Source organism: Gemmatimonadales bacterium, assembly GCA_036265815.1.
GTDB lineage: Bacteria > Gemmatimonadota > Gemmatimonadetes > Gemmatimonadales > GWC2-71-9 > CAVVWJ01.
Genome location: DATAOI010000025.1, coordinates 1 through 22,706, shown reverse-complemented (window position 1 = coordinate 22,706; position 22,706 = coordinate 1). Strand labels below are relative to the sequence as shown.

The 22,706-nt window shown below is 68.3% G+C and carries 19 protein-coding genes and 1 tRNA gene; 7 read left to right on the top strand and 13 right to left on the bottom strand.

Annotated elements, in window-relative coordinates:
* The 8 genes from VHR41_04735 to VHR41_04700 form a co-directional block, all read right to left on the bottom strand.
* Nucleotides 1-2,391: serine/threonine-protein kinase (locus VHR41_04735; protein HEX3233476.1), on the bottom strand; the 2,391-nt coding region annotated here is incomplete at its 3' end.
* Between the two features lie 80 nt (nt 2,392-2,471).
* Nucleotides 2,472-3,338: a serine/threonine-protein kinase gene (locus VHR41_04730; protein HEX3233475.1), complete on the bottom strand. Its 867-nt coding sequence runs from the start codon at nt 3,336-3,338 to the stop codon at nt 2,472-2,474.
* A 77-nt stretch (nt 3,339-3,415) separates the two neighbouring features.
* Nucleotides 3,416-5,458: an HlyD family efflux transporter periplasmic adaptor subunit gene (locus VHR41_04725; GenBank protein HEX3233474.1), complete on the bottom strand. Its 2,043-nt coding sequence runs from the start codon at nt 5,456-5,458 to the stop codon at nt 3,416-3,418.
* A complete protein-coding gene (locus VHR41_04720; GenBank protein HEX3233473.1) occupies nt 5,455-6,438 on the bottom strand; it encodes an efflux RND transporter periplasmic adaptor subunit in 984 nt (327 codons plus the stop codon). Before VHR41_04720 ends, VHR41_04725 begins: the two co-directional genes overlap by 4 nt.
* Nucleotides 6,435-8,285, bottom strand: coding sequence for an efflux RND transporter periplasmic adaptor subunit (locus VHR41_04715; protein HEX3233472.1), 1,851 nt, complete (start codon nt 8,283-8,285; stop codon nt 6,435-6,437). The genes VHR41_04720 and VHR41_04715 overlap by 4 nt, the downstream gene beginning before the upstream one ends.
* Nucleotides 8,286-8,422: 137 nt before the next feature.
* Entirely contained in the window at nt 8,423-8,572 is a 150-nt protein-coding gene (locus VHR41_04710) for a hypothetical protein (GenBank protein ID HEX3233471.1), read from the bottom strand.
* Between the two features lie 227 nt (nt 8,573-8,799).
* On the bottom strand, nt 8,800-8,955 hold the full coding sequence (locus VHR41_04705) for a hypothetical protein (GenBank protein ID HEX3233470.1): 156 nt from the start codon (nt 8,953-8,955) through the stop codon (nt 8,800-8,802).
* A gap of 95 nt (nt 8,956-9,050) precedes the next feature.
* Nucleotides 9,051-9,191 (bottom strand): hypothetical protein, encoded by a 141-nt coding sequence (locus VHR41_04700; protein HEX3233469.1) that lies wholly within the window; start codon nt 9,189-9,191, stop codon nt 9,051-9,053.
* 295 nt (nt 9,192-9,486) lie between these two features.
* Here VHR41_04700 and VHR41_04695 point away from each other — a divergent pair, with 295 nt between their 5' ends.
* The 3 genes from VHR41_04695 to VHR41_04685 all read left to right on the top strand — a co-directional run bounded on the left by VHR41_04695 (nt 9,487) and on the right by VHR41_04685 (nt 13,970).
* On the top strand, nt 9,487-11,655 hold the full coding sequence (locus tag VHR41_04695; GenBank protein ID HEX3233468.1) for an AAA family ATPase: 2,169 nt from the start codon (nt 9,487-9,489) through the stop codon (nt 11,653-11,655).
* A 407-nt stretch (nt 11,656-12,062) separates the two neighbouring features.
* Nucleotides 12,063-12,992, top strand: a complete 930-nt coding sequence (locus tag VHR41_04690) for a hypothetical protein (GenBank protein HEX3233467.1) — start codon at nt 12,063-12,065, stop codon at nt 12,990-12,992.
* 309 nt (nt 12,993-13,301) lie between these two features.
* Entirely contained in the window at nt 13,302-13,970 is a 669-nt protein-coding gene (locus VHR41_04685; protein HEX3233466.1) for an HAD-IA family hydrolase, read from the top strand.
* A 6-nt stretch (nt 13,971-13,976) separates the two neighbouring features.
* Here VHR41_04685 and VHR41_04680 read toward each other — a convergent pair whose 3' ends face one another.
* Nucleotides 13,977-14,438: a carbon monoxide dehydrogenase subunit G gene (locus VHR41_04680; protein HEX3233465.1), complete on the bottom strand. Its 462-nt coding sequence runs from the start codon at nt 14,436-14,438 to the stop codon at nt 13,977-13,979.
* Nucleotides 14,439-14,558: 120 nt separating this feature from the next.
* On the opposite strand from VHR41_04680, the gene VHR41_04675 reads away from it, so the two are divergent.
* Nucleotides 14,559-14,631, top strand: a tRNA-Asn gene (locus VHR41_04675).
* A 58-nt stretch (nt 14,632-14,689) separates the two neighbouring features.
* Here the strand turns inward: VHR41_04675 and VHR41_04670 are convergent.
* Nucleotides 14,690-15,325 (bottom strand): hemolysin III family protein, encoded by a 636-nt coding sequence (locus tag VHR41_04670; protein ID HEX3233464.1) that lies wholly within the window; start codon nt 15,323-15,325, stop codon nt 14,690-14,692.
* A gap of 69 nt (nt 15,326-15,394) precedes the next feature.
* Between VHR41_04670 and VHR41_04665 the strand changes: the two genes are divergently transcribed.
* Nucleotides 15,395-16,561, top strand: a complete 1,167-nt coding sequence (locus VHR41_04665; GenBank protein HEX3233463.1) for a glycosyltransferase family 1 protein — start codon at nt 15,395-15,397, stop codon at nt 16,559-16,561.
* A 7-nt stretch (nt 16,562-16,568) separates the two neighbouring features.
* On the opposite strand, the gene VHR41_04660 is transcribed toward VHR41_04665, so the two are convergent.
* Nucleotides 16,569-17,597, bottom strand: a complete 1,029-nt coding sequence (locus VHR41_04660) for an inorganic phosphate transporter (protein ID HEX3233462.1) — start codon at nt 17,595-17,597, stop codon at nt 16,569-16,571.
* A gap of 2 nt (nt 17,598-17,599) precedes the next feature.
* Nucleotides 17,600-18,220 (bottom strand): DUF47 family protein, encoded by a 621-nt coding sequence (locus VHR41_04655; protein HEX3233461.1) that lies wholly within the window; start codon nt 18,218-18,220, stop codon nt 17,600-17,602.
* A gap of 153 nt (nt 18,221-18,373) precedes the next feature.
* Here VHR41_04655 and VHR41_04650 point away from each other — a divergent pair, with 153 nt between their 5' ends.
* Complete coding sequence (locus VHR41_04650) at nt 18,374-21,670, top strand: GAF domain-containing protein (GenBank protein HEX3233460.1); 3,297 nt, start codon at nt 18,374-18,376, stop codon at nt 21,668-21,670.
* A gap of 71 nt (nt 21,671-21,741) precedes the next feature.
* Here VHR41_04650 and VHR41_04645 read toward each other — a convergent pair whose 3' ends face one another.
* Complete coding sequence (locus VHR41_04645) at nt 21,742-22,410, bottom strand: HAD-IA family hydrolase (protein ID HEX3233459.1); 669 nt, start codon at nt 22,408-22,410, stop codon at nt 21,742-21,744.
* Nucleotides 22,411-22,508: 98 nt separating this feature from the next.
* On the opposite strand from VHR41_04645, the gene VHR41_04640 reads away from it, so the two are divergent.
* Nucleotides 22,509-22,700: a hypothetical protein gene (locus VHR41_04640; GenBank protein ID HEX3233458.1), complete on the top strand. Its 192-nt coding sequence runs from the start codon at nt 22,509-22,511 to the stop codon at nt 22,698-22,700.
* Nucleotides 22,701-22,706: the final 6 nt, after the last annotated feature.

The window sequence follows — 22,706 nt, the reverse complement described above, 5'->3', positions numbered from 1 at the left end:
CGCGACCGCTCGCGCGCTGTCGGCAAGCCCAGCTCGCGCGAGCGCCATCGCCACCAGCATCTGGCCGTAGAGCTGATTGAACTCCTTCAGGCTGGGCGGGCTCACCTTCATGAACTCATCGTACAACTTCCACGCCTGCTTCACGTCCGGGGGGGTCCCTTTGAGCGCGAAAAGCCAGATCTGGCACTCGGTGAAGCGGTAGTAGTCCGGGAACCGTTGTTCCCCCACCTGGCACCAGTGGCTTGCTTGCCCTTGGTCTTCGAGATCCAGCGAGCTCTGGAACAGGCGCCAGACGGTCTGCTTGGCGGAGGTGAGGTAGGGATCGGCATTATATGCTCGCTCGGCCGCGAGTTTGGCCTCGGCGGTTTGGCTCTGGCCGATCAGTAGATGGCTCAGCACTGTCCAAGCCCATGCGGCCGTTGGATTCCCCGTCACCGCACCGCGAAGGTCCTGCTCGGCCTGGGCGAGCAGTTTCTTGGCCGCGTCCTGATCGGGCTCGAGTCCGATCAGCCAGCGCAGGTACTCCAGCGTTCCTCGAAGCTCCAACGCGTCGGGATCACCGGGCTTGATCTTCAGTGCCTGATTGGCGTGCCCCATGCCCCGTTTGATCCAGGTGGAGTAGAAAGTCTTATCGAATCCCGACACCAAGTCGGTCTGGTGGTAAGCCAGCCAGCCACGCTGGATCGGGGGTGTTACCCACGCCGGGTCCAGCGCCTCGGCCTGGGCCAATAGCGAGTCGGCTTGAGAGAGGTGACGGGCGGCCGCGGCCGTGTCCTGGGATGCCAGGAGCTGCTCCACCTCGTTGCTCAGTTGACTGGCCCGCTGGAGGAGCTCCCAGGCCGCGGTGTTGCTCGTCCCGACTCTGGTCTCACGGAGCTTGATCTCCTGGCCCACCTGATCACGAAGGAAGAAGGAGACTTCCTTGGCGAGATCATCCTGCAGCGCGAAAATCTCCTTGCGCGGTCGCTCCAGTGTCTTGCTTCCGATCTCGTCGCCAGTAGCCGCATTGACCAGTGATACCATCACCCGGAGCGAGTCGGCTGACTGGGTGACGACGCCCGAGACGAGCGTTCCCACCTGGAGCGCGCGGCCGATGCTGTCCGGCGCGACGTTGGCGTGCCGGTAGGGGCTGACCCCGTTGCGAGAGATCACCTTGAGCTGACTCACCTGGCTTAGCTCATGGATCAGTGCCTCGGTGAGCCCATCCGCCACGTAGCCAAGCGAGTCGGATCCTCCGCGGCTCTCGAAGTACAGCACCGCGATGCGATCGGGATTGGCCGTTGCGGTCGCGGCCGCGGTATCAGCCCCGTGCCCCCGCAAGGCGCGCCACCCGGTCCATCCCAGCGCCACCACCACAAGCATGACCGTGACGGCCACGGACCAGAACTTGACCCCGCCCTCCCGGATCGCCGCCGCGGCCACTTCCACCGGGGTCTTGTGCTGGACCGCCGCCCGTGTGCCCGTCCGCCTGGCGGCCGGCACTCCTTTCGTTCCCGCCGTTCGCCGGCTCGCCGTCGCCGCGCGCCGCGCCGCGGTGCGCTGGAGGGAGGCATCCGCTTCCGCCTCGCTCAGCGCGTCGGCGAACTCCCGCATGGTCTGCCATCGGTCCGCCGGCGTCTTCTCCAGCGCCTGCATGACGATGTCCTCGACCTCGTCGGGGATCGACTGCCGCACCACCTGCAGGCTGGGCACCGCCTCCATGGAGTGCCGTGCCATGATGGCCATCGCGTTCGGTCCGGTAAACGGCGGCTGGCCGATCAGGAGCTCGTACAGCACGCAGCCCAGACTGTAGACGTCGCTCCGGGCATCCACGTGCTCGCTGCCCAGGGCCTGCTCCGGGCTCATGTAATACGGGGTGCCCACGGCCATGCCGGTCTGGGTCAGCTTCTCGCCGCCGGCCGAGCTCACCGCCCGGGCGATGCCGAAGTCGGCCACCAGCGCGTGGCCGCCCAGCAGGAGGATGTTCTCCGGCTTCATGTCCCGGTGAATGATGCCGTGCTGGTGGGCGTGGTCGAGCGCTTCCGCGGACTCCCGGGTGATCTGCAGCGCGTCGTGCAGCGGTAGCTGCTGCTCCCGGTTGAGCCGGTCGCGCAGCGACTCCCCCTCCACGAACGGCATGACGTAATAGAGCAGGCCCTCGCACTCGCCCGAGTCGTAGAGTCCGAGGATGTTGGGGTGCTGCAGGTTGGCCGCGACCCGGATCTCCCGGAGGAAGCGATCGGCGCCGAGCGAGACGGAGAGCTCCGGCCGCAGCACCTTGATGGCGACCTTGCGCTCGTGCTTGAGATCGCGGGCGAGGTAGACGGTGGCCATGCCGCCTTCGCCGACCTGGCGGTCGACGGCGTACCGGTCTCCCAGAGCGGACGTCAGCTGGTCGAGCGGAGCGGTCACTGAACCTCAAGGCCAATGGAGTCGATGACGGAAACTAATCGGGGCGGACCGCCAGGAGCGACGAGATGTGAAAGGTGCGGCTAGCCGACCACCACCGCCGTGAGGGCGTCCCGCATCGCCGCCGCCGATTGCCAGCGCTCCTCCGGCGTCTTGGCCATTGCCCGAGCGATGCCCCGTGCCAGCTCCGCCGGGACCTCCGGCCGGAGGTCCCGGACGTCCGGGGGCGGTTGGGTGAGGTGGAGCTGGAGCACCATCGCCTCGTTCCGGTGCGAGAATGGGGGTTGGCCGGCCAGGCACTCGAAAAGCACGCAGGCCAGCGAGTAGAGGTCGCTCCGCCGGTCCAGCTCCTGCAAGGCCGTGATCTGCTCCGGACTCATGTAGGTGGACGTGCCCACGGCGATGCCGGAGCGGGTGAGCCGGTCGCTCCCGGACGCCCACACCGCGCGCGCGATGCCGAAGTCGAGCAGCACGGCGCCGATCGGCGACATCACCACGTTCTCCGGCTTGACGTCCCGGTGGATGATCCCTCGCGCATGGGCGTGGTCCAGCGCATCGAGCAGGTGGCCCGCCAGGCGCAGGGCATCGGGAACCGATATCCGGGACGACTGGGTCAGCACCTCCCGGAGGGTCAGGCCTTCGATGTAGGTCATGACGTAGTACACGATCCAGTCCCGCTCGCCGGAGTCGAGCAGCTTCGCGATGTGCGGGTGATCGAGCTGGGAGGCGAGCTTGATCTCCCGCAGGAACCGGTCTGCCGCCACGCTGACCAGCAGCTCGGGATGGAGAACCTTGAGGGCAACAGGAGGGCCTTGCGGCTTCCGCGCCAGATAAATCCGCGCATTGCCGCCTTTCCCGATCTCACGCTCGATCTCGTAGAGGCCCTGAAAGGCCTTGCGGACGAGCGCCACCATGTCGCGGGGAATGGTCTGGTCCCTGTGAGATGACACCCAATGGTTGCAGCCCCGGCGGGATCGCGCAAGTGACGCCATGGCACGAGGCTGCCACCCGAAGCCCGAGCCGTGCTCTAGAGCAGGATGTCGCTCCTGATCCGCCGCCGGAGGGCCCACCAGAGGGAGCCCCAAAGGTTGGAGTTCCGGACCTGGATGCTCGCCTCCCCGGTCATTCCAGGCCGCCAGGCGGCGCCCGCCGCGGTGCGGACTCGTGCCTCGAGGCTGCCCGGGGAGGGCTGCGCCGCCGCCAGCGAGACACTGGCGATCCGCGCAGTCAGGCGGATCCCGGGATCGGCGTGGGCGATGAGGCGTACCGTCTGTCCCGGCCGTACCTGGAGGGCCCCCGCCCCCATCAGACCAACCCGGAGCTCGACCGAGTCGGGCTGGCCCAGCTGAAGTATCAGCTCGCCCTCTTTCACCCAGCGCCCTGAGAGCTCCTCGGGTCGCTGGGTCAGAACGATGCCGCTGCCGACGGCGCGCACCCGAAGCGTGGCCAGCTCGGCCCGCATGCCACTCAACCGCGCCTGCTCCTGCGCCCGCTCTCCCTCCAGACGCCCGAGCTCGTCCTCCTGGCCGAGCGCTCGGGCCCGAGTCTCGAGCGCGGCGAGCGAGTCCACCAGCCGGTCCGAGGCCGCCGCTCGCCGCTCCAGCGGCAGATTTCGGATCTCGATCACCGGCGCCCCGGCCGTGACCCGGGTGCCCTCCCGCACCAGCACCCGGTCCACCATGCCGGCTTCCGGAGCCGTCAGAGGGATGGAGAGCGCCGGCGACGCGCTGAAGCGGCCGGTTACCGTGATCGGGCGCGGGATCACCGCCCCGAGCACCAGGACCGCCCCCGTCCCCCACGCCAACCGCCGGCGCCGGCCCGTCCCCACCGTGGATATCCGCTGCCGCACCGCCAGCCATGCGGCGGTGCCGAACTCCCGCAGCTGCCGGCGGAACATGAGCCATGCGCCCCCGATGAAAAGCAGCACCCCCAAGGTGCCGAGCGCTCGGTCCATCCATCCGTAGACGAGCCCGGCAAAGGCGTACAGGATGAATCCGCTGTAGAGCGCGGCGAGGACGCCGTACCAGAGAAAAATCCGCTGCTCGCGCTCATCCGCCGGCGGCTGGGGGACATCGATCCCCAGCAGGTGGTGTTTCACCGCCCAGCCAAGGTAGCCGAAGGCGCGGGGCCGGAGGTTCGCGATCTCGAGGTAATCCATCAGGGCGAAGTAGCCGTCCAGCGGGATGAGCGGATTCAGGTTCAGAATGACGGTCAGGATACCCGCCATGACGAAGGTGGCCATGGCGAAATCGGAGAGCAGCGTACCCGCGGGTGTGGCCCACCAGACGATGCCCGCCCCACCCGCCAGGATGAGCTGGATCCATGATCCCGCCGCGGTGACCCACAGCCGGGCCCTCCGCTCGGGAAAGCTCCAGGCGTCGTTCACGTTGCAGAAGAAGGCCAGGTCGAAGTAGAGCAGCATGGCACCGATCTCGTGCACCTGGCCGCCGAAATGCTTGCAGGCGAAGCCGTGTCCCAGCTCGTGGATCGCGGCCACGAACAGGAAGGACACGTACATGAGCGCGATCGTTCGGGGCTCGAAGCTGAAGACCCGCCGCACCACGTCGCTGAACTCCGGCCATTTGACGGCCAGGACGATGAAGTAGATGGCGAACATCGCCAGGGCCAGAGCCACGCCGGCACGGGTGAAGAAGAAGTGGAAGCGGGGCATCCATCGATCGAAGAGCGCATCGGGGTCGCCGATCGACCAGCGGAGGCGGAGCAGGTCGCCTTGGAAGAGCGGCGGCTTGAGCCGCTGCCGGCGGTCTGCCCGCAGGCGCTCCATGAGCATGATCGAGCGCTCCTCCAGGGTGCGCTCGCACAGGTCCATCTTCTTGAGCTTCGCGGCGAACTTCTCCAGCGCGGCCGCCGTCACCCTGGTGCCCTGCTCGACCAGCGCCGCCGCGGCCTGCTCGAGTGGTTGGCCGTCGAGCGCGCGCATGACCAGGGCCTCGACCGGGCGGAACCGGAAATACTTGTGGCTCGCGGGGTCTTTGACGATGAAGCTCTGCTCGCCCCGGTAAGTCTGTTCGACGAAGACGAGATCGGGGCGAAGCTTGGGCGCGCTCACGGTCCGCTCGGTACGACCCGCTCGCCGGGGGCGAGTCCGCTCACCACCTCGACCCGGTCGCCCGGGACGGCGCTGCCCAGGGTCACGGCCCGGAGGGCGGTTCGATGGTCTTCCCAGACCAGGGCGTACCCTTCCGAGCCGATGGCGCTGCGGGGAAGGGTGACGACCTGCCGCCGCTCCGAGCCGATCCGGACCGTGACGGTGGAACCCGGGGTGAGCCTGGTGCCCGGCGCCACCTGAAGGACCACCTCTCGGGTGCCGCTCGCGGCGTCGACCACCGGGCTCGCCCGCACCATCCGGGCGGTCGCCCGCTCCCCCCGAGGACCGACCACCTCCGCGGTGCTGCCCACCTTGAGGCCGAAGGCGGACGTCTCGGGGACGCGCACGGTGGCGAGTATCGGGGCGAGCGCGGTCACCCTGAACAGGGTGTCCCCTGAGCGGACCAGTCGCCCGATCCGGGCGGTGCGGGAGGTGAGCGCCCCGCTGAAAGGAGAGGCGATCCGGGTGAGGTCGTAGTCCCGCTGGGCCTGTCTGAGCGCCAGCTCTGCGGCCCGATACTCGAACTCCATCTGCTCGGAGTCCGCCTGCGTCACCACGCCGGCGGTCTTGAGCGCGCGCTGCCGTTCCACCCGCTGCTTCGCGTTGGCGAACCGATCGCGCGCCTGATCGAGCGCGATCGCTTGCTCGGTGCTCTCCAGCTTCGCGAGCACCTGGTTCGCCGCCACCCGGCTGCCCAGGTCGACGAAGATGGATTCGACGACGCCGGCCGACCGGGCGAAGACGACGGCGTCGTGCTCGACGTAGAGCTGGGCCGGCAGCGAGAGCGGCGCGTCGATGGTGGCGGTGTCCGCGGTGACCAGCGAGGCCGGCGGCGACCCTGCGGAGTCATTCGCGGCCGCGGCGGTGGCCTTGGTGGACGGGCCGGGCTGGCGGCAGCCACAGGCAACCAGGATCGGGAACAACAGGAGAGTTCGTTTCACGACCAGAGTCTCCACCAGGCGAGCCGCACCCATCGGGACGGACCCCGCAGCAGCCGCCCCGCAGTCGATGCGGGCGCGGTCAGCACCCGGACGTACGCCGCCATGTCCGGCTTGAGGACGCCGTCGGGATTGGGCACCATGGCCCGGACCGGATACTGCACCCCGCCCGCGGTATCGCTGGGCAGCAGACCCACCGAGCTCACCCGGCCCGTCAGGGTGCGCTGGGGCAGGGCGTCCACCCGGAAGCGGACTTCCTGCCCCGGGTGCACCCGTCCGATATCCCGTTGATCGACCCCGAACTCGAGCTCCAGCGTGTCGATACGGCCCAGGGTGACCAGAAGGTCTCCCTCCTCCACCGAGGCGCCTGCCCGCTCTCCCACATGTGGGGTGAGGACCACGCCGGAGACCGGCGCGCGGATCGTGGTCAGCGCCAGCTCTTGGTCCAGGATCGACACCTCGCGCTGAAGCGCGTCGCCCCGGTCTCGCTGAAGCCGCTCCTCGCCCGCATCGCCTCGGGCAGCCGCCTGCGCGGCTTGCCGCTGCGCGGTGGCGGCCTCGGCGACCGTCGCCTCGCGGTCGGCGGCCAAGCGGGTAGCCCGAAGCGATGCCAACGGGGCGCCTCGCGGCACCAGGGTACCTTCGGCCACCAGCACCCGCTCAACCACCCCCGGAACCAGCGCCCGCACTGGGGCCAGCGACATGGCCCGGAACGTTGGACCGGACCCGGCGACTCGAAGCGGCCAACGGATGAGGGTCAACCCGGCGAGCAACGCCAGCCCGACCCCGGCATAGAGCTGGACTCGCCGCTTCGGGAGCGCCAGCAGCGCCTGCTTCTTCGCAGCGATGGCACCGATGGCGTCGACCATCGGCACCTGGTTGTAGAGCTGGGCGTTCCGAAGGGCGACGGCGGTCTGATTGGCCAGGATCATCAGCAGCCCGCGCTGATTCTCGGTGGCGAGATCCGGTGTGCTGGACTCGAAGACCAGCACGCCAAGGATTCCCTCCTCGTCCTTGAGGGCGAGGTAGAGCCCACTCTCCACCCCGTCCGTCTCCAGGTCGGGGCCGAAGATGGTGAGAAATACCCGCTCGGCATCGGAGGTGGGCGCATGTCGGTCGCTCAGGTAGAGCGTCTCTCCCCGGCCGGCCGCCCAGCCGGCACGGGCGATGAGATCCTGCAGCCGGGGATCTTTCGGGTCCACGTGCTCCTGGCCGGCGACCGCGCGGATCTCACATTTCCCTTTGTCGTAGAGTCCGACCGCCCCGCGGTCGAACGTCAGCGCGCGGGAGGCGAGATTCACCACCGACCGGAGCACTCGATCGAGGTCCAGGGTGGAGCCGATTTCACGGCTGATCTCGAGAATGAGGGTGATGTCCTCGGCGCGCTGACCCGCGCTGTGCACCCGCGCGTTTCGGAGCGCCAGGGCCGTGACCGGAGCCAGCGCTTCGACCAGCTCCCGGTCGTCAACGTTGAACAGGCCGCCTGGGCCGCCTTTGTCGGACAGCTGGATGACGCCAACCCGCTCGTCGCCGACCTGCAGGGGGACTACCAGGGTGGCACCCACCGCTGACGGGAGAGCGTCCGCGACCTCGCTCCAGGGGCGTTGCGCGCCCAGCAGCCGTTCGCCGATTTCTCCCGCCCCGACACGGCACCGTGCCATGTCTCCCTCATCGGCCATCCAGAGCGTACCGGCCCCGGCCCCGACGGCGGAACGCATTCGTTCCAGCGCCAGCGGCAGCAACTCGTCCAAGTCGAGCGACGAGGCCAGCTCCATGCCGGTGGCATGTAGCAGGTGGAGGCGTTCGAGTTCTTGACGGAGTTGCTCGAGCGATGCGGAGTGAACGCTCAAGACATCGGACATGCCTTAGTATGCGGTGATGGCTTGTGTTGCGGAAGAGGGTAGGGAGCAGAACCCCCGAAGTGCCGGCCCTTGGGGACCGGCACCTCGGCATACAGCGCAACCGCCGATCTACTTACTTGTACTTCTTACTTGTACTTCTTCATCGGAGCAATGCGCTCCTCGAGCTCTTCCACCGAGAATTCCACCGCTTCGGCGTCCTTACCGGTCTGCTTGCGGATCTGCGCCCGCTGCTCATCGGTCAAGGTGATGCGGACCGGCTCTTTGGGACTGGACACGGGGTACCTCCTGAGGAGAAGACGACTGCTTCGGTTGGCTGGCTGCTCGGACCGTCGGTCTGGCGCCTGGATGCAGGGAACAATCTGGGCAGGTGTCGTGAAGCAACCGTGAAAATCGTGCGGCCAGCCGTGAATTCCGGGCTCCGGAATCAGACCGGGCAGAACGGCCGAGGTGCCGGATTCTCTGAGAATCCGGCACCTCGGCTACACGGCACAACCGGCCGGATCTACTTATGGAACGGCGACTTGGTCGGCGCAATCCTCTCCTCGAGCTCTTCCACCGACAGCTCCACCGCGTCCGCGTCCTTACCAGTGGTCTTGCGGATCTGGGCCTTCTGGTCATCGGTCAGATTGATGCGGACCGGCTCTTTGGGACTGGACATTGGGATACCCCCTGGTGGTGAACGGTTGTTCCGTGGACTCTGGGTTGACTTGGTGCCAAACCGGGCACCTCGGCTGATTTCTGTAGCGACTGGCCTTAGATCTTCATCGGAGCAATCCGCTCCTCTAGCTCTTCCACCGACAGCTCCACCGCCGCGTCCTTACCGGTCTGCTTGAGGGTCTCGGCCTTCTGCGCGTCCGTCATGTTCTTGCGGACCGGCTCCTTGGGACTCGACACGGGTACCTCCTGTGGGAAACGACTGTTCGCTGTGGGTGGACGAGAAGATGTGGCCGCTTCGTGAATTCACCGTGAATCTCTTGCCGGGCTCTGCCAGACCGGCCGGCAGCTTTCGTCCTGAACGCAGGAAGCAATGTGGGGAGGTCCCGTGAACCCAGCGTGAAAATTGACTTGCCGTAGCGTGAATTTCGGGTAGGTTGGGTACTATCCTCTTCCAAAGGCGGGTCCCCTGCCCGGTATCGCCCTGACACTGCTGGGCGCGCCGTCCATCGCGTTTAACGATGGACGTCCGGTCATGCCCGCGCCAGGTGCCAAGGAGCTCGGGTTGCTGGCATACCTGGCGCTCGAGAACCGCTCCTCCAGCCGGGAAGAGCTGGCAAGCCTCCTGTGGGGCGAGTCGTCCGAGGCCGAGGCTCGGGCTTCCCTTCGGCAGGCAGTCAAGCATCTGCGCGATCGGGTGGGAAGCCTGGTCGAGGCCGACCGCAGCCGCCTGGTCCTGACCCAGCCGGTAGACTGCGACGTGCATCGCTTTCGCCAAGCCATCCGGGAGGATCCCCCTCGAGCAGCCACGTTCGACATCGCGCGCTTCATGGCGGGGTTCTCGGTGCGCCATGCGCCTCGTTTCGAGGAGTGGATCGCCGAAACCCGGCGGGCGCTTCTCGGAGAATACGAGCAGGTCCTGGGCGATCTGGCTCGGCGGGCCCTCGCCCATGGACGCTGGCGCGAGGCGATGGAATTGGGGGACCGGTGGCTGGCCTGCGACCCGCTCTCCGACGAGGCCGCGCGGCTGGCGGTGGAGGCTCGGTATCTCTCGGGCGACCGCGGTGCCGCCCTCGCCCGGTTCCGCCAGTACAGCGCCGCCCTCCAGCAGGAAACCGGGTGTGACCCCAGCCGCCCCCTGCTGGCCTTGATGCGAAGGGTGGAATCGGACGTCTCCGCCGCGCCGCCTCGCCCGGCCATCACGGACGAGTGGCCCACTCGAGCCCCCACCTTCGAGACCGGTCTGATGGGCCGGGACGCCGAGTGGAGCACACTCGCCCGGGCCTGGAAGGCCGTGGGGTCAGGGAGCGGCCGGGCGGTGCTGGTGGAGGGGGAGTCCGGCATGGGGAAGTCCCGTCTGGCCGACGAACTTCTCCGCTGGGTGGGCGCCGAAGGCGGTATGGGCCTGCATGGTCGCGGGGTCGATGGCCGAGGTGGATTCCCCTACGCGTCGGCCGTCGAGCTCCTCCGGAACGCCGTGGATGCCCCTGGTCTGGCCGGTGCCGCACCCGAATGGCTCGCGGAGGTCGCACGGCTACTTCCCGAGCTGCGCCAGCGCTTTCCCAGCCTTCCCCAGCCCGCCTTCTCGAGCGACCCGACCGAGCTCTCCCGCCTCTTCGAGGGCACCGCTCAGGTGCTGCTCAGCCTGGCGGCGGAGAGCCCGCTTCTGGCGGTACTGGAAGATCTCCAGTGGTTCGATGCAGACAGCTGTAATCTGGTGCGATACCTCATCCGGCGGACGGAGGCTGCTCCGGTCCTCTGGATCGTGACGGTCACTCCTGGTGAACTGGAGCGGGACGCTCCATCGGCCCGGCTGATTCGCGTGCTCCGCGCCCGAACCAATGCCCAGGTGGTAAGTCTCGCGCCGCTGACTGAAGCGCAGGTGCACCAGATGATCGAGGAGATGAGCCCCGCCAGTGCTTCCGCCGTCACCCAACGCCTGGCCGGCCAGGTGCACGGGGCGACATCGGGCAACCCGTTCTACGCGATCGAGTTGCTCAAGACGATGTTCTCCCAGGGCCTCCTCACCATGAATCAGCCGGGCGGCGCCTGGCTTCCCGGGGCCGAGCTGGAGCGGGAGGGGTTCGAGCTTCCGATGTCGCAGAACGTTCAGGACCTCATCGCGGAGCGGGTAGGCCGGCTGCCGGAGCGCCTGCGGGATATTCTGGTCACCATTGCGGTGTCCGGGACCGGATGCCAGACCCGGGTGCTGTCCCACGTGCACGGGATCTCACGACTGTTCGCCGCCTCACTGGGCGACGCACTGCTGGAACGCCGGCTGGTGGTCGAGGAGGGCGGGGTCTATCGCTGTGCCCATCGGCTCATTGAAAAGGCGGTGCAGGACGGCCTCACGGACAGCAGGAAACGTGAGCTCCACTGGATGCTGGCGGAGGCACTCGAGCGAGCCACGGCGCCACAGGAGCTGGGGAGGGCGGGGGAGATCGCCCGCCACGCCGACCTGGGCGGCGAGCCCGCTCGGGCCTACCGACAGGCGCTGCTGGCAAGCGAGGAGGCTCTCCAGCGCCACGCCTACGACGAGTCGCTGAGCTGGCTCGACCTGGCCGCCTCACGGGCGCAGCCCGGGCCCGAAACCGATCTGGTGAATCGCCTGACGGCGGACGTCATGGAGCGCGCGGGGTCGCCGGAAGCGCTGCCGGGATCGCGGGAGATGGCGTCGCCTGGATCACCCAAGAGCTCCGGCTGAGCCGCCCGGGATTGAGGGCGTGCGCGCTCAGACTGATGACGATGTCCGTGGCGGACCCGCCTCACTTTTGGGGTAGGCCGCATCATCCGGCTCTACCACCACCCGCTGGCGCTCGGCGAAGTTACAGGTTTTCAACCACTTGCCGGCCAACCCGGCCCCAGCCGCAGACGATGTAACGACCTTTGAGCTGGTCAATTTCTTGCTGCATGCATCCGTCTCCGCCGGGTTCCGCTGAATTGACCGCCGATGACATGCTCCCCGATGGTGCCAACCGCGTCCGCCGCGGCACTGACGCCACCGAGGATAAGGCCGATGGTGCAGGTGGGATGGACTGCGGTGACTAGCGCGCGGTCCAACCGCGCGATAGGATCTCAGAAGACCATCGGTACAGATACCGGAGAATTCGAATGGCAACCAGGGTCGCGATGAACCCCCAGTTGAGGTTGACCACGGGCTCCATGCTCGCTCTGGGGCTCTGCCTGACCCTGGGTGCCTGCGACAGCCTGTCCAAGACTCAATCGGACAGCAACGGTGGTCGGGCGGTGCTGCCGCCGGTCGATGTCCCGGCCAGTACGGCCACGTCAAAATCCCGGAAGACCTCTGCTCCTGGCGGAGACGCGGCAGCCGAGGCATCCAGCTTCGATCAGATACGCAGCAGCCTCCGGCGGCTGGTCGCGGCCGAGGAGGCGTTTTACGGCGAGAACGGGGTCTATACCGAGGAGCTGAGTCGGCTGGGGTACAGGCCGGGTGGCGGGGTCGATGTGCGCTTCCTCTGGCTGGCCCGAAGCGGGTGGGGGGCTGCCGGTACCCATCCGGAGCTCGTCGGCCGGAACTGCGTCATCTTCGTCGGGCGGGAACATGCGGCGCCGGCCACGGCGAAGTACGGCCGGGCAGGTAAAGAGGGAGTGCCGGTGTGCGACGCTGCCCCGCCCCGGGCCGCGCCGGCCGCCTCACCCGTGGCGCCGAGTGCCGCGGCCGCGGCCACCCGCGGACCCACGGCCACGCCCGACACCAGCAGTGCGCTCGACGCCGTCTCGCCCACGGTGCAGATGAAGGTCGATCTCCGAAATCTGGCGCGGTCGCAGGACACCTATCTCAGAGTCCAGGGGTTCTATGCCCGGCGCACCGCGCCGTTCGCCCTGCAGTACCTCTGGCACAAGGGCGTGACGCTCACGATCCTGAGCGCCGGCAAAGAGTCCTGGTCCGCCCGGGCCACCCACGCGGCCCGGGATGGGAAGAGCTGCGTCATCTGGTTTGGTCCGGTGCCCACCCGGCCGACCACATGGGCCCAGAATCGGACTTCGGACCAGCCACTCGTCCCGGTCTGCGACGATTAGGTCCGCCGGGCGGGTCCATCGTAGCGTACCGCAGTCAGCTCCGCCCAACGCCAGCCGCCGTCTCGGCGGGCTGGCGTCCGCCCAGATTGAGTCCGATCGGGCCATGCAGCCGGGCGATTTGCTTCTCGCTGTAGCCCACCCTCTTGAGCTCCTCCTGTCACCACGGCCCGGCCGACCGGCTGTCCGTCGGAGGCAAGGCGATCGTAATCGGTCAGCACATCTCGCATCTCTCGAGCTCCGGTTTGAACGGAATCTCGCCGGTTCATGGGGGTCTAACGGGATCGGAATTTGCAAGGCATTATATCCGCCATGAAGCGCTTCGAATCTTCCGCCATCATTTTCGATCTGGACGGCGTCCTGGTGGACTCCACCGCGCTGGTGGAGCAACAGTGGCGTCGATGGGCCAGCGCCCGGGGCCTCCACGCCGAGCCGTTCCTTCGCGTGTGCCACGGGCGCCGCGCCCTGGAGACCATCCGGATCGCCGCGCCGCACCTCGATGCGGAAGTCGAGGCACGTGCCCTGGTGCAGACGGAGGACCCGGGGTCGGAGGGTCTGGGGCCGCTGGATGGCGCCGAGCGACTGCTCCGCACGCTTCCCGCCGGTTCCTGGGGCGTGGCCACCTCCGGCCGTCGCTCCACAGCCACTGCCCGGCTCCGCCGGGCGGGCCTGCCGGTGCCCGCCGTGCTCATCTGCGCCGAGGACGTGACCCGAGGCAAGCCGAACCCGGATGCCTACCTGCTGGCGGCCACGGCGCTCGGCGTGACCGCCTCGGAGTGTGTGGTGATCGAGGACGCCCCAGCCGGCGTGGAGGCGGCGCGCGCGGCTGGCATGAGGGTCATCGGGCTCACCACCACGCATCGGGCCGACCAACTGGCGCCGGATGCCTGCGCCAGCTCGCTGGCGGGCGTCCACCTCGGCCGTATCGACCGCGACGCACACGGCCGCCAGCGGCTGGAGCTCCTGGTCGTCGAGCCCTAGAGCTCATCAGGCGTTCCTGGTTCCGGCGCTGGTGCGCCGGGCGAAGTCGGTCCAGAACTGCTCGGTGAGCCTTCGTGCCGCGCCCTCCAGCAATCGTGTACCAATGCTCGCCACCGTACCACTCGCCTCGCACGCGGCCGACCAGTTGAGCCGGGTGGTTGCCCCGTCCACTTCCTCCAACTGAAGATGGGAGAGCACATCGACCGCCGAGCCCGGCGCGTTCCCCCGTGCCCGCATCTTGAGTTGGCGCCCCGGCTCGAGATCGGAGAGCTCGACCTCAAGGGTGAAGTGGATCTTGAGCGAGCCCACGCCCAATCCAGAGACGACCTTGAAGTGGGTGGGATCGCTGGCCACGACCGACTCCACTCCCGGCGCCGAGGCGGCCACGAACTCCGGGTCCATCAGCTTGGCCCAGACCTGCTGCCTCGGTGCCGTGATCTCAGGCGCACCGGAGAATTCGAATCTCATGAAGTGGGTCCAGGTTGTCGCGCCCGCCTCGAGGGTCAAGGAGAAGCCCGATGTCAGATACGGACTTGACCCACCCCGCCGCACGGCGGTAAAGTGCCTGTCCCTCGGGTCAGAAGATCTTGGGGTGTAGCTCAATCGGCAGAGCGCCCGGCTGTTAACCGGGAGGTTGCTGGTTCGACCCCAGCCGCCCCAGTGACCGCGAGGGGTGAGGTTCGCCTCGCCCCTCGCGGTCTGTCTTTGCGGCTGTGAGTCTAGGCCGTGGCCACGTGGAACAGCATGAAAGCGAAGTGGCAGGCACTCCCCACCAGCACCAGGACGTGCCAGATCTCGTGGTGGCCGAAGACGCCGGGGAAGGGATCCGGGCGTTGCCGGGTGAAGATCACCGCTCCAGCCGTGTAGGCCAGTCCACCAGCTGCCAGCCATGCCAGCCCGCTCATCGAAACCGCCGCGGCCAGGGGCGCCAGCGCGAGCAGCGCCATGTAGCCCATGGCGAGGTAGATGCCGGTGGAGACCCAGACCGGCGCGTCCAGGAACCAGACCTTGAAAGGGATACCGGCGGCGGCTACGGTCCACGCGGCGGCCAGGAGGGCCCACCCCCACGGACCCCGCAAGGTGAGCAACGCCACCGGCGTGTAGGTGCCGGCGATGAGAAAATAGATCGCGATGTGGTCCAGGGTGCGGAGCGCCCGGAGCCGCGGCTCGGGAAGCGGCAGCGTGTGGTAGAGCGTGCTCGCGGCGTAGAGCAGGATCAGGCTGGCACCGTACACGCCGAACGCCACCACCTGGGACGATCCATGGGCCAGCCGCAGGAGCGCCACCGTGCCGGCCGTGGCGAGCAGCAGACCCAGCAGGTGCGTTCCGGCGTTTACGGGCTCCCGAATCTTCATTCCGGGAATCTAGCGACCCGCGTCCGAGACACCTTGTCGCCCGGGCCGGGCGCATCTAGGGTTGAGTTCATGAGGGCACCGGCGCCGCTTCGCATCGCGCTCTTCTCCGAGGTCTACTGGCCGATGGTCAGCGGGGTCGGCGTGACGCTGCTGCGCCTGACCGAGGCGCTGGAGACTCGGGGCCACCGAGTCCGGGTCTATAGCGCCACCTATCCGCTGCCGGCCGGCGCGGTGGACCGCCCCGAGGTGCACCGATCCCCCAGTATTCCGTTGTTTCTCTATCCCGATGTCCAGTGGGCCTTCCCCCGGTTCCGGGACGTCACCGACGATCTCGCTGCCTTTCGTCCCGACGTGGTGCACCTGGCCACCGAGTTCTCCCTCGGTCTCGCCGGCGTCAAGGCCGCCCGCCAGCTCCAGCTCCCGGTCGTGGCCTCGGCCCATACCGACTACGACCAGTACGCCGCGCGCTATGGGGTCACCTGGGCCCTTCGCGCGGGCTGGCATTATCTCCGCTGGTTTTACGGACAGGCGGACCGGGTGCTCTGTCCTTCCCGGATCTACCAGGAGCAGCTGCACCGTCACGGGGTTCTGCACACCGGGATCTGGAGCCGCGGCGTGGATCCCGCCGTGTTCAGCGCCGAGTTCCGCAGCGCCGCCTATCGTGATCGGATCGGCGCCGGCCCGGGTGACCTGGTGGTGACCTACATCGGCCGCCTCGCGAGGGAGAAGAATCTCGACCTGCTGCTGGAGGCCTGGGATCAGCTCGCGCCGGAGCGGGGTACGGCGCAGCTCGTCCTGGTCGGGCGCGGCCCGCTGGAGGAGGAGCTTCGCCGTCGGGAGACTCCCGGGCTCCACGTGCTGGGACTGCTGCACGGCCGGGACCTCTCGGAGGCCTACGCCTCGGCGGACGTGTTCGCGTTTCCCTCGACGACCGAGACCTTCGGCAACTCGCTGCTGGAGGCGATGAGCTCGGGCCTGCCGTCGCTGGTGGCGGCCGCGGGCGGAGTACTGGAGTTCGTACGGCACGGCGAGAATGCGTGGCTGGTGGAGCCGGAAAGTGCGCCAGCTATCGCGGAGGGCCTGGGCCGTCTGCTGGCCGATGCGGCCCTCCGGCGGCGGGTGTCCCAGGGAGCCTTGCGGACGGCGCAGGCGCGGGACTGGAGCGCGGTCTACCAGGCTCTGATCGAGCAGTACCGGGACGCCGTCGAGCGAAAGGGAGCCACCCGGGCGGCGTGATCGAGCCCTAGCGGAGCGCCAGGTACGCGAGGGCCGCGATGGCCGCGCTGATGGGAATGGTGAGGAGCCAGGCCCAGACGATTCGGGTGGCCACGCCCCAGCGGACGGCCGATACCCGGCTGGCCGCGCCGACGCCTACGATGGCCCCGGTGATCGTATGGGTGGTGCTGACCGGCACCCCCAGCCCCGAGGCGATCAGAATGGAAATTCCTCCCGCGGTCTCCGCACAGAACCCCCCGAACGGCCGCAGCTTGGTGATGCGGGTACCCATCGTCTTCACGATGCGCCAGCCGCCCATCGCGGTGCCCAGACCGATGGCGCTGTAGGCCGCCATCTCCACCCAGAGCGGAATGCGGTCGGCGGACACGACGTGCAGGTATCCCAGCCAGCCCACCTGGTGGGCGAACAGCCCCTGGGTGGAGACCAAGAGTCCGACGATGATCCCCATCGTTTTCTGGGCGTCGTTGGCGCCATGGCTGAGAGAGTAGAGTGCCGCGGACAGGAGCTGAAGCCGGCGGAAGACCCGGTCCATGGGCCCGGGCCGCTGTCCCTGCAGCAGCCAGGACAACCCCACTGTGAGCAGCAGCGCCAGCAGCATGCCCAAAAGCGGCGAGATGAAGATGAAGAGGATCGGCTTGACCCAGCCGCCCAGCTGCAGCGCGGGAAAGCCCGCCTTGGCGATGGCCCCGCCGCCGAGTCCACCCATGAGGGCGTGACTGGAGGAGCTGGGCAGTCCGAAGTACCAGGTGATGAGGTTCCAGATGATGGCTCCTACCAGGGCGCTCAAGACCAGGTTCGGATCCACCACCGACGGCTCGATCAGCCCCTTGCCGATGGTTCGGGCCACCGCGGTGCCCACGACGAAGGCGGCGACGAAGTTGAAGAACGCGGCCCAGACCACCGCCACGTGGGGTGAGAGGACCCGGGTGGAGACTACAGTAGCGATGGAGTTGGCGCTGTCGTGAAATCCGTTGATGAAGTCGAAGGCGAGCGCGACGGCGACGATCGCCAGGACGTAGCCGACGCCGCTGTCCATGCTCAGGCGTGCTTGATGGAGATGGATTCCAGCACGTTGCTCGCGTCCTCGATGTAGTCGAGGGTCTTCTCCAGGTTGTCGTAGATCTCCTTCCACTTGATCACCGTCAGCGCGTCCGGCGATCCCTCGAACAGGCACCCGAGCCATTCGTGGTAAAGCGAGTCCCCCTCCTCTTCCAGCCGTTTCACCTGCACGCAGGCCTCGAGCACCACGCCGGACGCGTTCTTCTCCAGCGCCCCGACCGCCACCTGCAGCTGGACCGTGGCTCGGGCGATCACCTCGGCGATGAGCAGGGCACCCTCCGGCGCCGTTCCGGCCCGGAACATCTGGAGCCGCCGTGCGGTGCCGTCGATCAGGTCGATCACGTCGTCCAGGCGGGAGGCCAGCAGGTGGATGTCCTCCCGGTCGAGCGGCGTGATGAAGACCCGGTCGAGCCGGGTCACCACGTCGTGGGTGACCTGGTCTGCCTGGTGCTCCAGCCGCTTGATCTGGTCGACGATGGCCCCGCGGCGGTTGCCGTCCACCTTGAGCAGCTCCTGCTGCAGACCGGCGGCCTCCACCGTGAAGGTGGCAACCGCGGTGAAGAGATCGAAGAACTTTTCGTCCCGGGGCAGGAGCCGCATTGGTAAAGTCCTTGTAACGGGCGGCGGGAAGATATCCCCGGCCGGCCGCTTGGCAAGGCGCGACGAGCAGTTCCTTGACGGCTGGCGTTTCCCCACCAGATTCCGCTGGTCCCCCTGGACAACAGCCGACGCTCCTCCAGTCCTCCGCGGTCTATGAGCCACGTGACGACCTTCCTCGACAGCCCACCCGAGGAAGCTTTCGATCGTATGACCCGGCTCGCCGCCCGTCTGCTCGGCGCGCCGATCTCGCTGATCGCGCTGGCCGCCGGAGACCGCGAGGTCTTCAAGAGTGCCGTCGGTCTCCCGGAGCCGTTTGCCACCCGCCGGTCGACACCCCCATCGTATTCGTTCTGCCGCCACGTGATCGAATCGGGCGCGCCGCTGGTGATCGAGGACGCCCGCCGCCATCCGCTGGTGCGCAGCAACCCGGCGATCCGGGAGCTGGGATGGATCTCCTACGCTGGTGTGCCGCTCACCACCGGGACCGGGCGAGTTCTGGGGGCCCTCAGCGTGATCGACGCCAATCCCCGCCTCTGGTCGGAGCGGGACGTCGCCCTGCTTCAGGACCTCGCGGCCTCGGTGGTTACCGAAATCGAGCTCCGCCAGGCCCTGGACGGCCGGGATGATGACCGCCACGCCGGTGAGCCGGACCCGGCGGCACACGCCTTCGAGACCGCGGGCGTGCCGATGGCGCTGGTCTCGCCGGACAATCGCTGGGCCCGGGTGAACCAGGCACTCTGCGCCCTGCTCGAGCTCCCGCATGACCGCCTGGTCGGACGTCTGGTGGAGGAGTTCTTCCATCCGGACGACCGGCTGGCCGGCCAGGAGGCGATCCGGCTGCTCCGCGCCGGCGAGTGTACCAGCTTCACCGCCGAGAAGCGCATGGTGCGGGCGTCGGGCGAGCCCGCCTGGGTGCTGGTCACCGTGGCCGCGGTGCCGGGCTCGGACGGCACGCCGGTGCGCTTTCATCTCACCGCCCAGGAGACCGGCGACCGGAAGCAGGCGGAGCTCGCCTTGCAGCAGAGCGAGGAGCGCTGCCGCCTGGCGGCGCGAGCCACGGGCGTCGCCGTCTGGGAGTGGGATCTCCTCACCGACCGGATCGTCTGGGATGAGAGCGCGGAGGGGACCTTCGGCTACACCGGCCGCGGCTTCGGCTCGACCGCCGCCTGGTGGTACGAGCGCCTCCATGCGGAAGACCGGGAACGGGTCGTGGTCGGGATGCACGAGGCGATCGCGCGCGGGGAGCTGACCTGGGAGGACGAATACCGGTTCCGCCGGGCGGACGGGAGCTACGCGTACGTGAGCGCCCGCGCGTCCATTGTGCGCGACGCCGGAAATGACGCCGTCCGCATGGTGGGCGCGGTGGCCGATGCCACCGAGCGGCACCGGCTCGAGCTGCTGGCCCGGGGCCAGAGCGAGCTCCTGGAGCAGATCGCGGCCGGCCTCGAGCTGGACGCCGTGCTCGAGCGGATCACCCGGTTTACCGAGGCCCACGGTCAGCCGGTCATCGCGTCGATCCTGCTGGCGGAGTCCGGCGGGCAGATGCTCCGTCTGGCCAGCGCGCCGTCGCTGCCGGCCGCCTACCGCGCCACGCTCCAAGCCGTTCCCATCGGGCCGACCGCCGGGGCGTGCGGCATGGCGGCCTTCCGAGGCGAGCGGGTGATCATCAGCGACATCGCGACCGATCCCCGCTGGACCTACGGACGAGACCAGGCCCTGGGGCATGGCCTTCGCGCCGCCTGGGTCGAGCCCTTCTTCGGCACTGGTGGCGCCGTGCTGGGCACCTTCGTGCTGTACTATCCCGAGCCGAGGGAGCCGTCGCCGGTCGATCACCGGGTAGTGGAGATCGCGACCCACCTGGCGGAGATCGCGGTCGAGCGGGAGCGTAACCAGCAGGCGCTGAGCCGGAGCACCCGGCTCTTCGTGCAGGTGCTGGAAAACCTGCCGGTCGGGGTCGGGGTACTGGACCGGGATGGCCGCATCACCTTCGAGAATCCTGCGAGCCTGGCGATCTGGGGAGTGGGCAACGAGGCCGGCCTCGAGCGGTACTGGGAGTATCGCGGCTGGCGGGGTGATACCGGCGAGCCGATTCCACCCGAGGAGTGGCCCGCGGTCAAGGCGATCCGGCAGGGCGAGACGACGCTTAACCAGGTGGTCTCCATCGAGGTCCCCGATGGAGTCCAGAAGATCGTGCTCACCTCGGCCGTGCCTCTACGCAGCGCCGGCGGGGAGATCCTGGGCGCGATCGCGCTCAGCCAGGACATCACTGAGCGGTGGGCGGCGGAGGAGGCGCTTCGGCGCAGCGAAGAGCAGCTGCAGCAGGCCCAGAAGATGGAGGCCGTGGGTCAGCTGGCGGGCGGCATTGCCCATGACTTCAACAACCTGCTCACCGGGATATTGAGCTACAGCGATCTCATCCTCCACGAGCTCCACGGGGGCGATCCGATCCGGGCCGACCTGGAGCAGATCCGGCATGCCGCCCAGCGAGCCGCGGCGCTCACCCGGCAGCTGCTGGCATTCAGCCGCCGCCAGGTGCTCCAGCCCAAGATCCATTCGCTCAACGCCACCCTCGCGGAGCTCGATGCCATGCTTCGCCGCCTGCTCGGCGCCGACGTGGAGCTCGAGACCGAGCTCGACCCCGGGCTCTGGTACGTCCTCGCGGATCCCAGCCAGCTCGAGCAGGTGCTGGTCAACCTGGTGGTCAACGCGCGGGACGCGATGCCCAGTGGTGGCCGGGTCATCATTACCACCGCGAACGCGCTGCTGGACGCAGCCGCGGCCGAGCGGTCCAACGGCGTGCGGGCCGGCGCCTACGTGCAGCTCTCGGTGCGCGATACCGGCGTGGGAATGGACGTGCCAACCCAGGCCCGGATCTTCGACCCCTTCTTCACGACCAAGGAAGCGGGGCAGGGTACCGGTCTCGGCCTCTCGACCGTCTACGGCATCGTGGAGCAGAGCGGCGGGCATATCGCGGTGGAGAGCGCGCCGGGCCAGGGATCCACCTTCACGATCTATCTGCCCCGCCACGCCGGGCCCGGCGCCTGCGTGCTCCCGACGGCAGACCGGCGGCGGCTGCCCGGCGGCAGCGAGACCCTGCTGCTGGTGGAAGACGAGGCCGCAGTCCGCTCCTCCGCCCGCCGCCTGCTGGAGCGCCACGGCTATACCGTGATCGAGGCGCGTCACGGCGCCGATGGGCTCCGGATCGTGGAGCAGAGCGATCAGAAGATCGACCTGGTGCTGACCGACCTGGTGATGCCGGAGATGGGAGGACGCGAGCTGGTGGAGCGGCTCCGCGCCCGGCACCCCGGACTCAAGGTCCTGTTCATGTCGGGGTACAGCCAGCGTGCGGTGACCATCGACGGAAACATGCCCCCGGCCACCGGTTTCGTGGAGAAGCCCTTTACGGTGGAGCAGCTCACCCAGCGGCTGCGGGAGATTCTTGATGGATAAGGGGGCAAGGTGAGGCAAGGTGGGGCAGAGTGAGGCAAGGTGAAGGATGCAAGGGCCGGCGACACCCTGCCTCACCCTGCCTCACCCTGCCTCACCCTGCATACCTTCGTCAGGAGCTCTTCCGGCGTCTCCAGCCAGTAGTCCGGCTGGGCACCCTCCAGATGATCCCGCCCGAACGGACCCCACAGCGCAGCGGCGGTCCGCACGCCGGCAGCGCGGCCCGAGCGCATATCGTGGATGCTGTCGCCGACGTAGACGGTCGTGCTGGGGTCCGCTCCGAGCAGCGCCAGTGCCTTCTCCACCGGCTCCGGGTGCGGTTTGGGATTGACCACCTCGTCGGCACAGACCAGCACGTCCATCAACTGCTCCAGCTTGACGAGCGACAGGCCGCGCAGGGCTCCCTGCCGGTTCTTGCTGGTGACCAGTCCGGTGCGGAGGCCGGCTGCCTTGATGCGAGTCAGGGCGTCCAGCATGCCGGGATACACGGTGACCATGCGGTCGTGATTGGCGAGATTGTACTCCCGGTAGGTTGCGATCAGGGCCTCCAGCGTCTCCGGATCGTCCGCCCAGTCGGCGAATTGCACCTTGAGCGGGGTTCCCACGCCTCGGAGCCACTCCTCGTCGCTTCTCGGCGGCATGCCGTGCGCGGCGAGGGTGTGGTGATAGCTATCGAGGATGAGACGGACCGAGTCGATGAGAGTTCCGTCGAGATCGAAGAGCATCGTCTGTATTGGGGCCATGGCAGGAAACGTAGTGTGACACCGCTCGGGTTGCGCGGCCGGTCGGACCGCCCTAATCTCACGGCATCCCTCTCGCCTCCGCCCAAGGAAGCCTCTCGATGCAACCAGCCGAACTCGTGGCCATCATGGCAGCCATCATCTACAGCGGCCGGCGGGACCAGCACGAGGAGGTCCGCCCGGAGACCCGCCAATCCGCCGTCGAAGAGGCCTGGCAGCTCTGGCACCTCACCATGGAGGAATGGAGCGATCCCGGCATCCGGCACCTCGAGCACCCGTTGGGGGGACCCTGACTCGCG

What these genes read in the sequence shown, in the direction of transcription:
- VHR41_04705 (HEX3233470.1), bottom strand. Translation starts at nt 8,955, where the DNA reads ATGTCCAGTCCCAAAGAGCCGGTCCGCATCAATCTGACCGATGACCAG.
- VHR41_04695 (HEX3233468.1), top strand. Translation starts at nt 9,487, where the DNA reads ATGCCCGCGCCAGGTGCCAAGGAGCTCGGGTTGCTGGCATACCTGGCG.
- VHR41_04690 (HEX3233467.1), top strand. Translation starts at nt 12,063, where the DNA reads ATGGCAACCAGGGTCGCGATGAACCCCCAGTTGAGGTTGACCACGGGC.
- VHR41_04685 (HEX3233466.1), top strand. Translation starts at nt 13,302, where the DNA reads ATGAAGCGCTTCGAATCTTCCGCCATCATTTTCGATCTGGACGGCGTC.
- VHR41_04680 (HEX3233465.1), bottom strand. Translation starts at nt 14,438, where the DNA reads ATGAGATTCGAATTCTCCGGTGCGCCTGAGATCACGGCACCGAGGCAG.
- VHR41_04670 (HEX3233464.1), bottom strand. Translation starts at nt 15,325, where the DNA reads ATGAAGATTCGGGAGCCCGTAAACGCCGGAACGCACCTGCTGGGTCTG.
- VHR41_04665 (HEX3233463.1), top strand. Translation starts at nt 15,395, where the DNA reads ATGAGGGCACCGGCGCCGCTTCGCATCGCGCTCTTCTCCGAGGTCTAC.
- VHR41_04660 (HEX3233462.1), bottom strand. Translation starts at nt 17,597, where the DNA reads ATGGACAGCGGCGTCGGCTACGTCCTGGCGATCGTCGCCGTCGCGCTC.
- VHR41_04655 (HEX3233461.1), bottom strand. Translation starts at nt 18,220, where the DNA reads ATGCGGCTCCTGCCCCGGGACGAAAAGTTCTTCGATCTCTTCACCGCG.
- VHR41_04650 (HEX3233460.1), top strand. Translation starts at nt 18,374, where the DNA reads ATGAGCCACGTGACGACCTTCCTCGACAGCCCACCCGAGGAAGCTTTC.
- VHR41_04645 (HEX3233459.1), bottom strand. Translation starts at nt 22,410, where the DNA reads ATGGCCCCAATACAGACGATGCTCTTCGATCTCGACGGAACTCTCATC.
- VHR41_04640 (HEX3233458.1), top strand. Translation starts at nt 22,509, where the DNA reads ATGCAACCAGCCGAACTCGTGGCCATCATGGCAGCCATCATCTACAGC.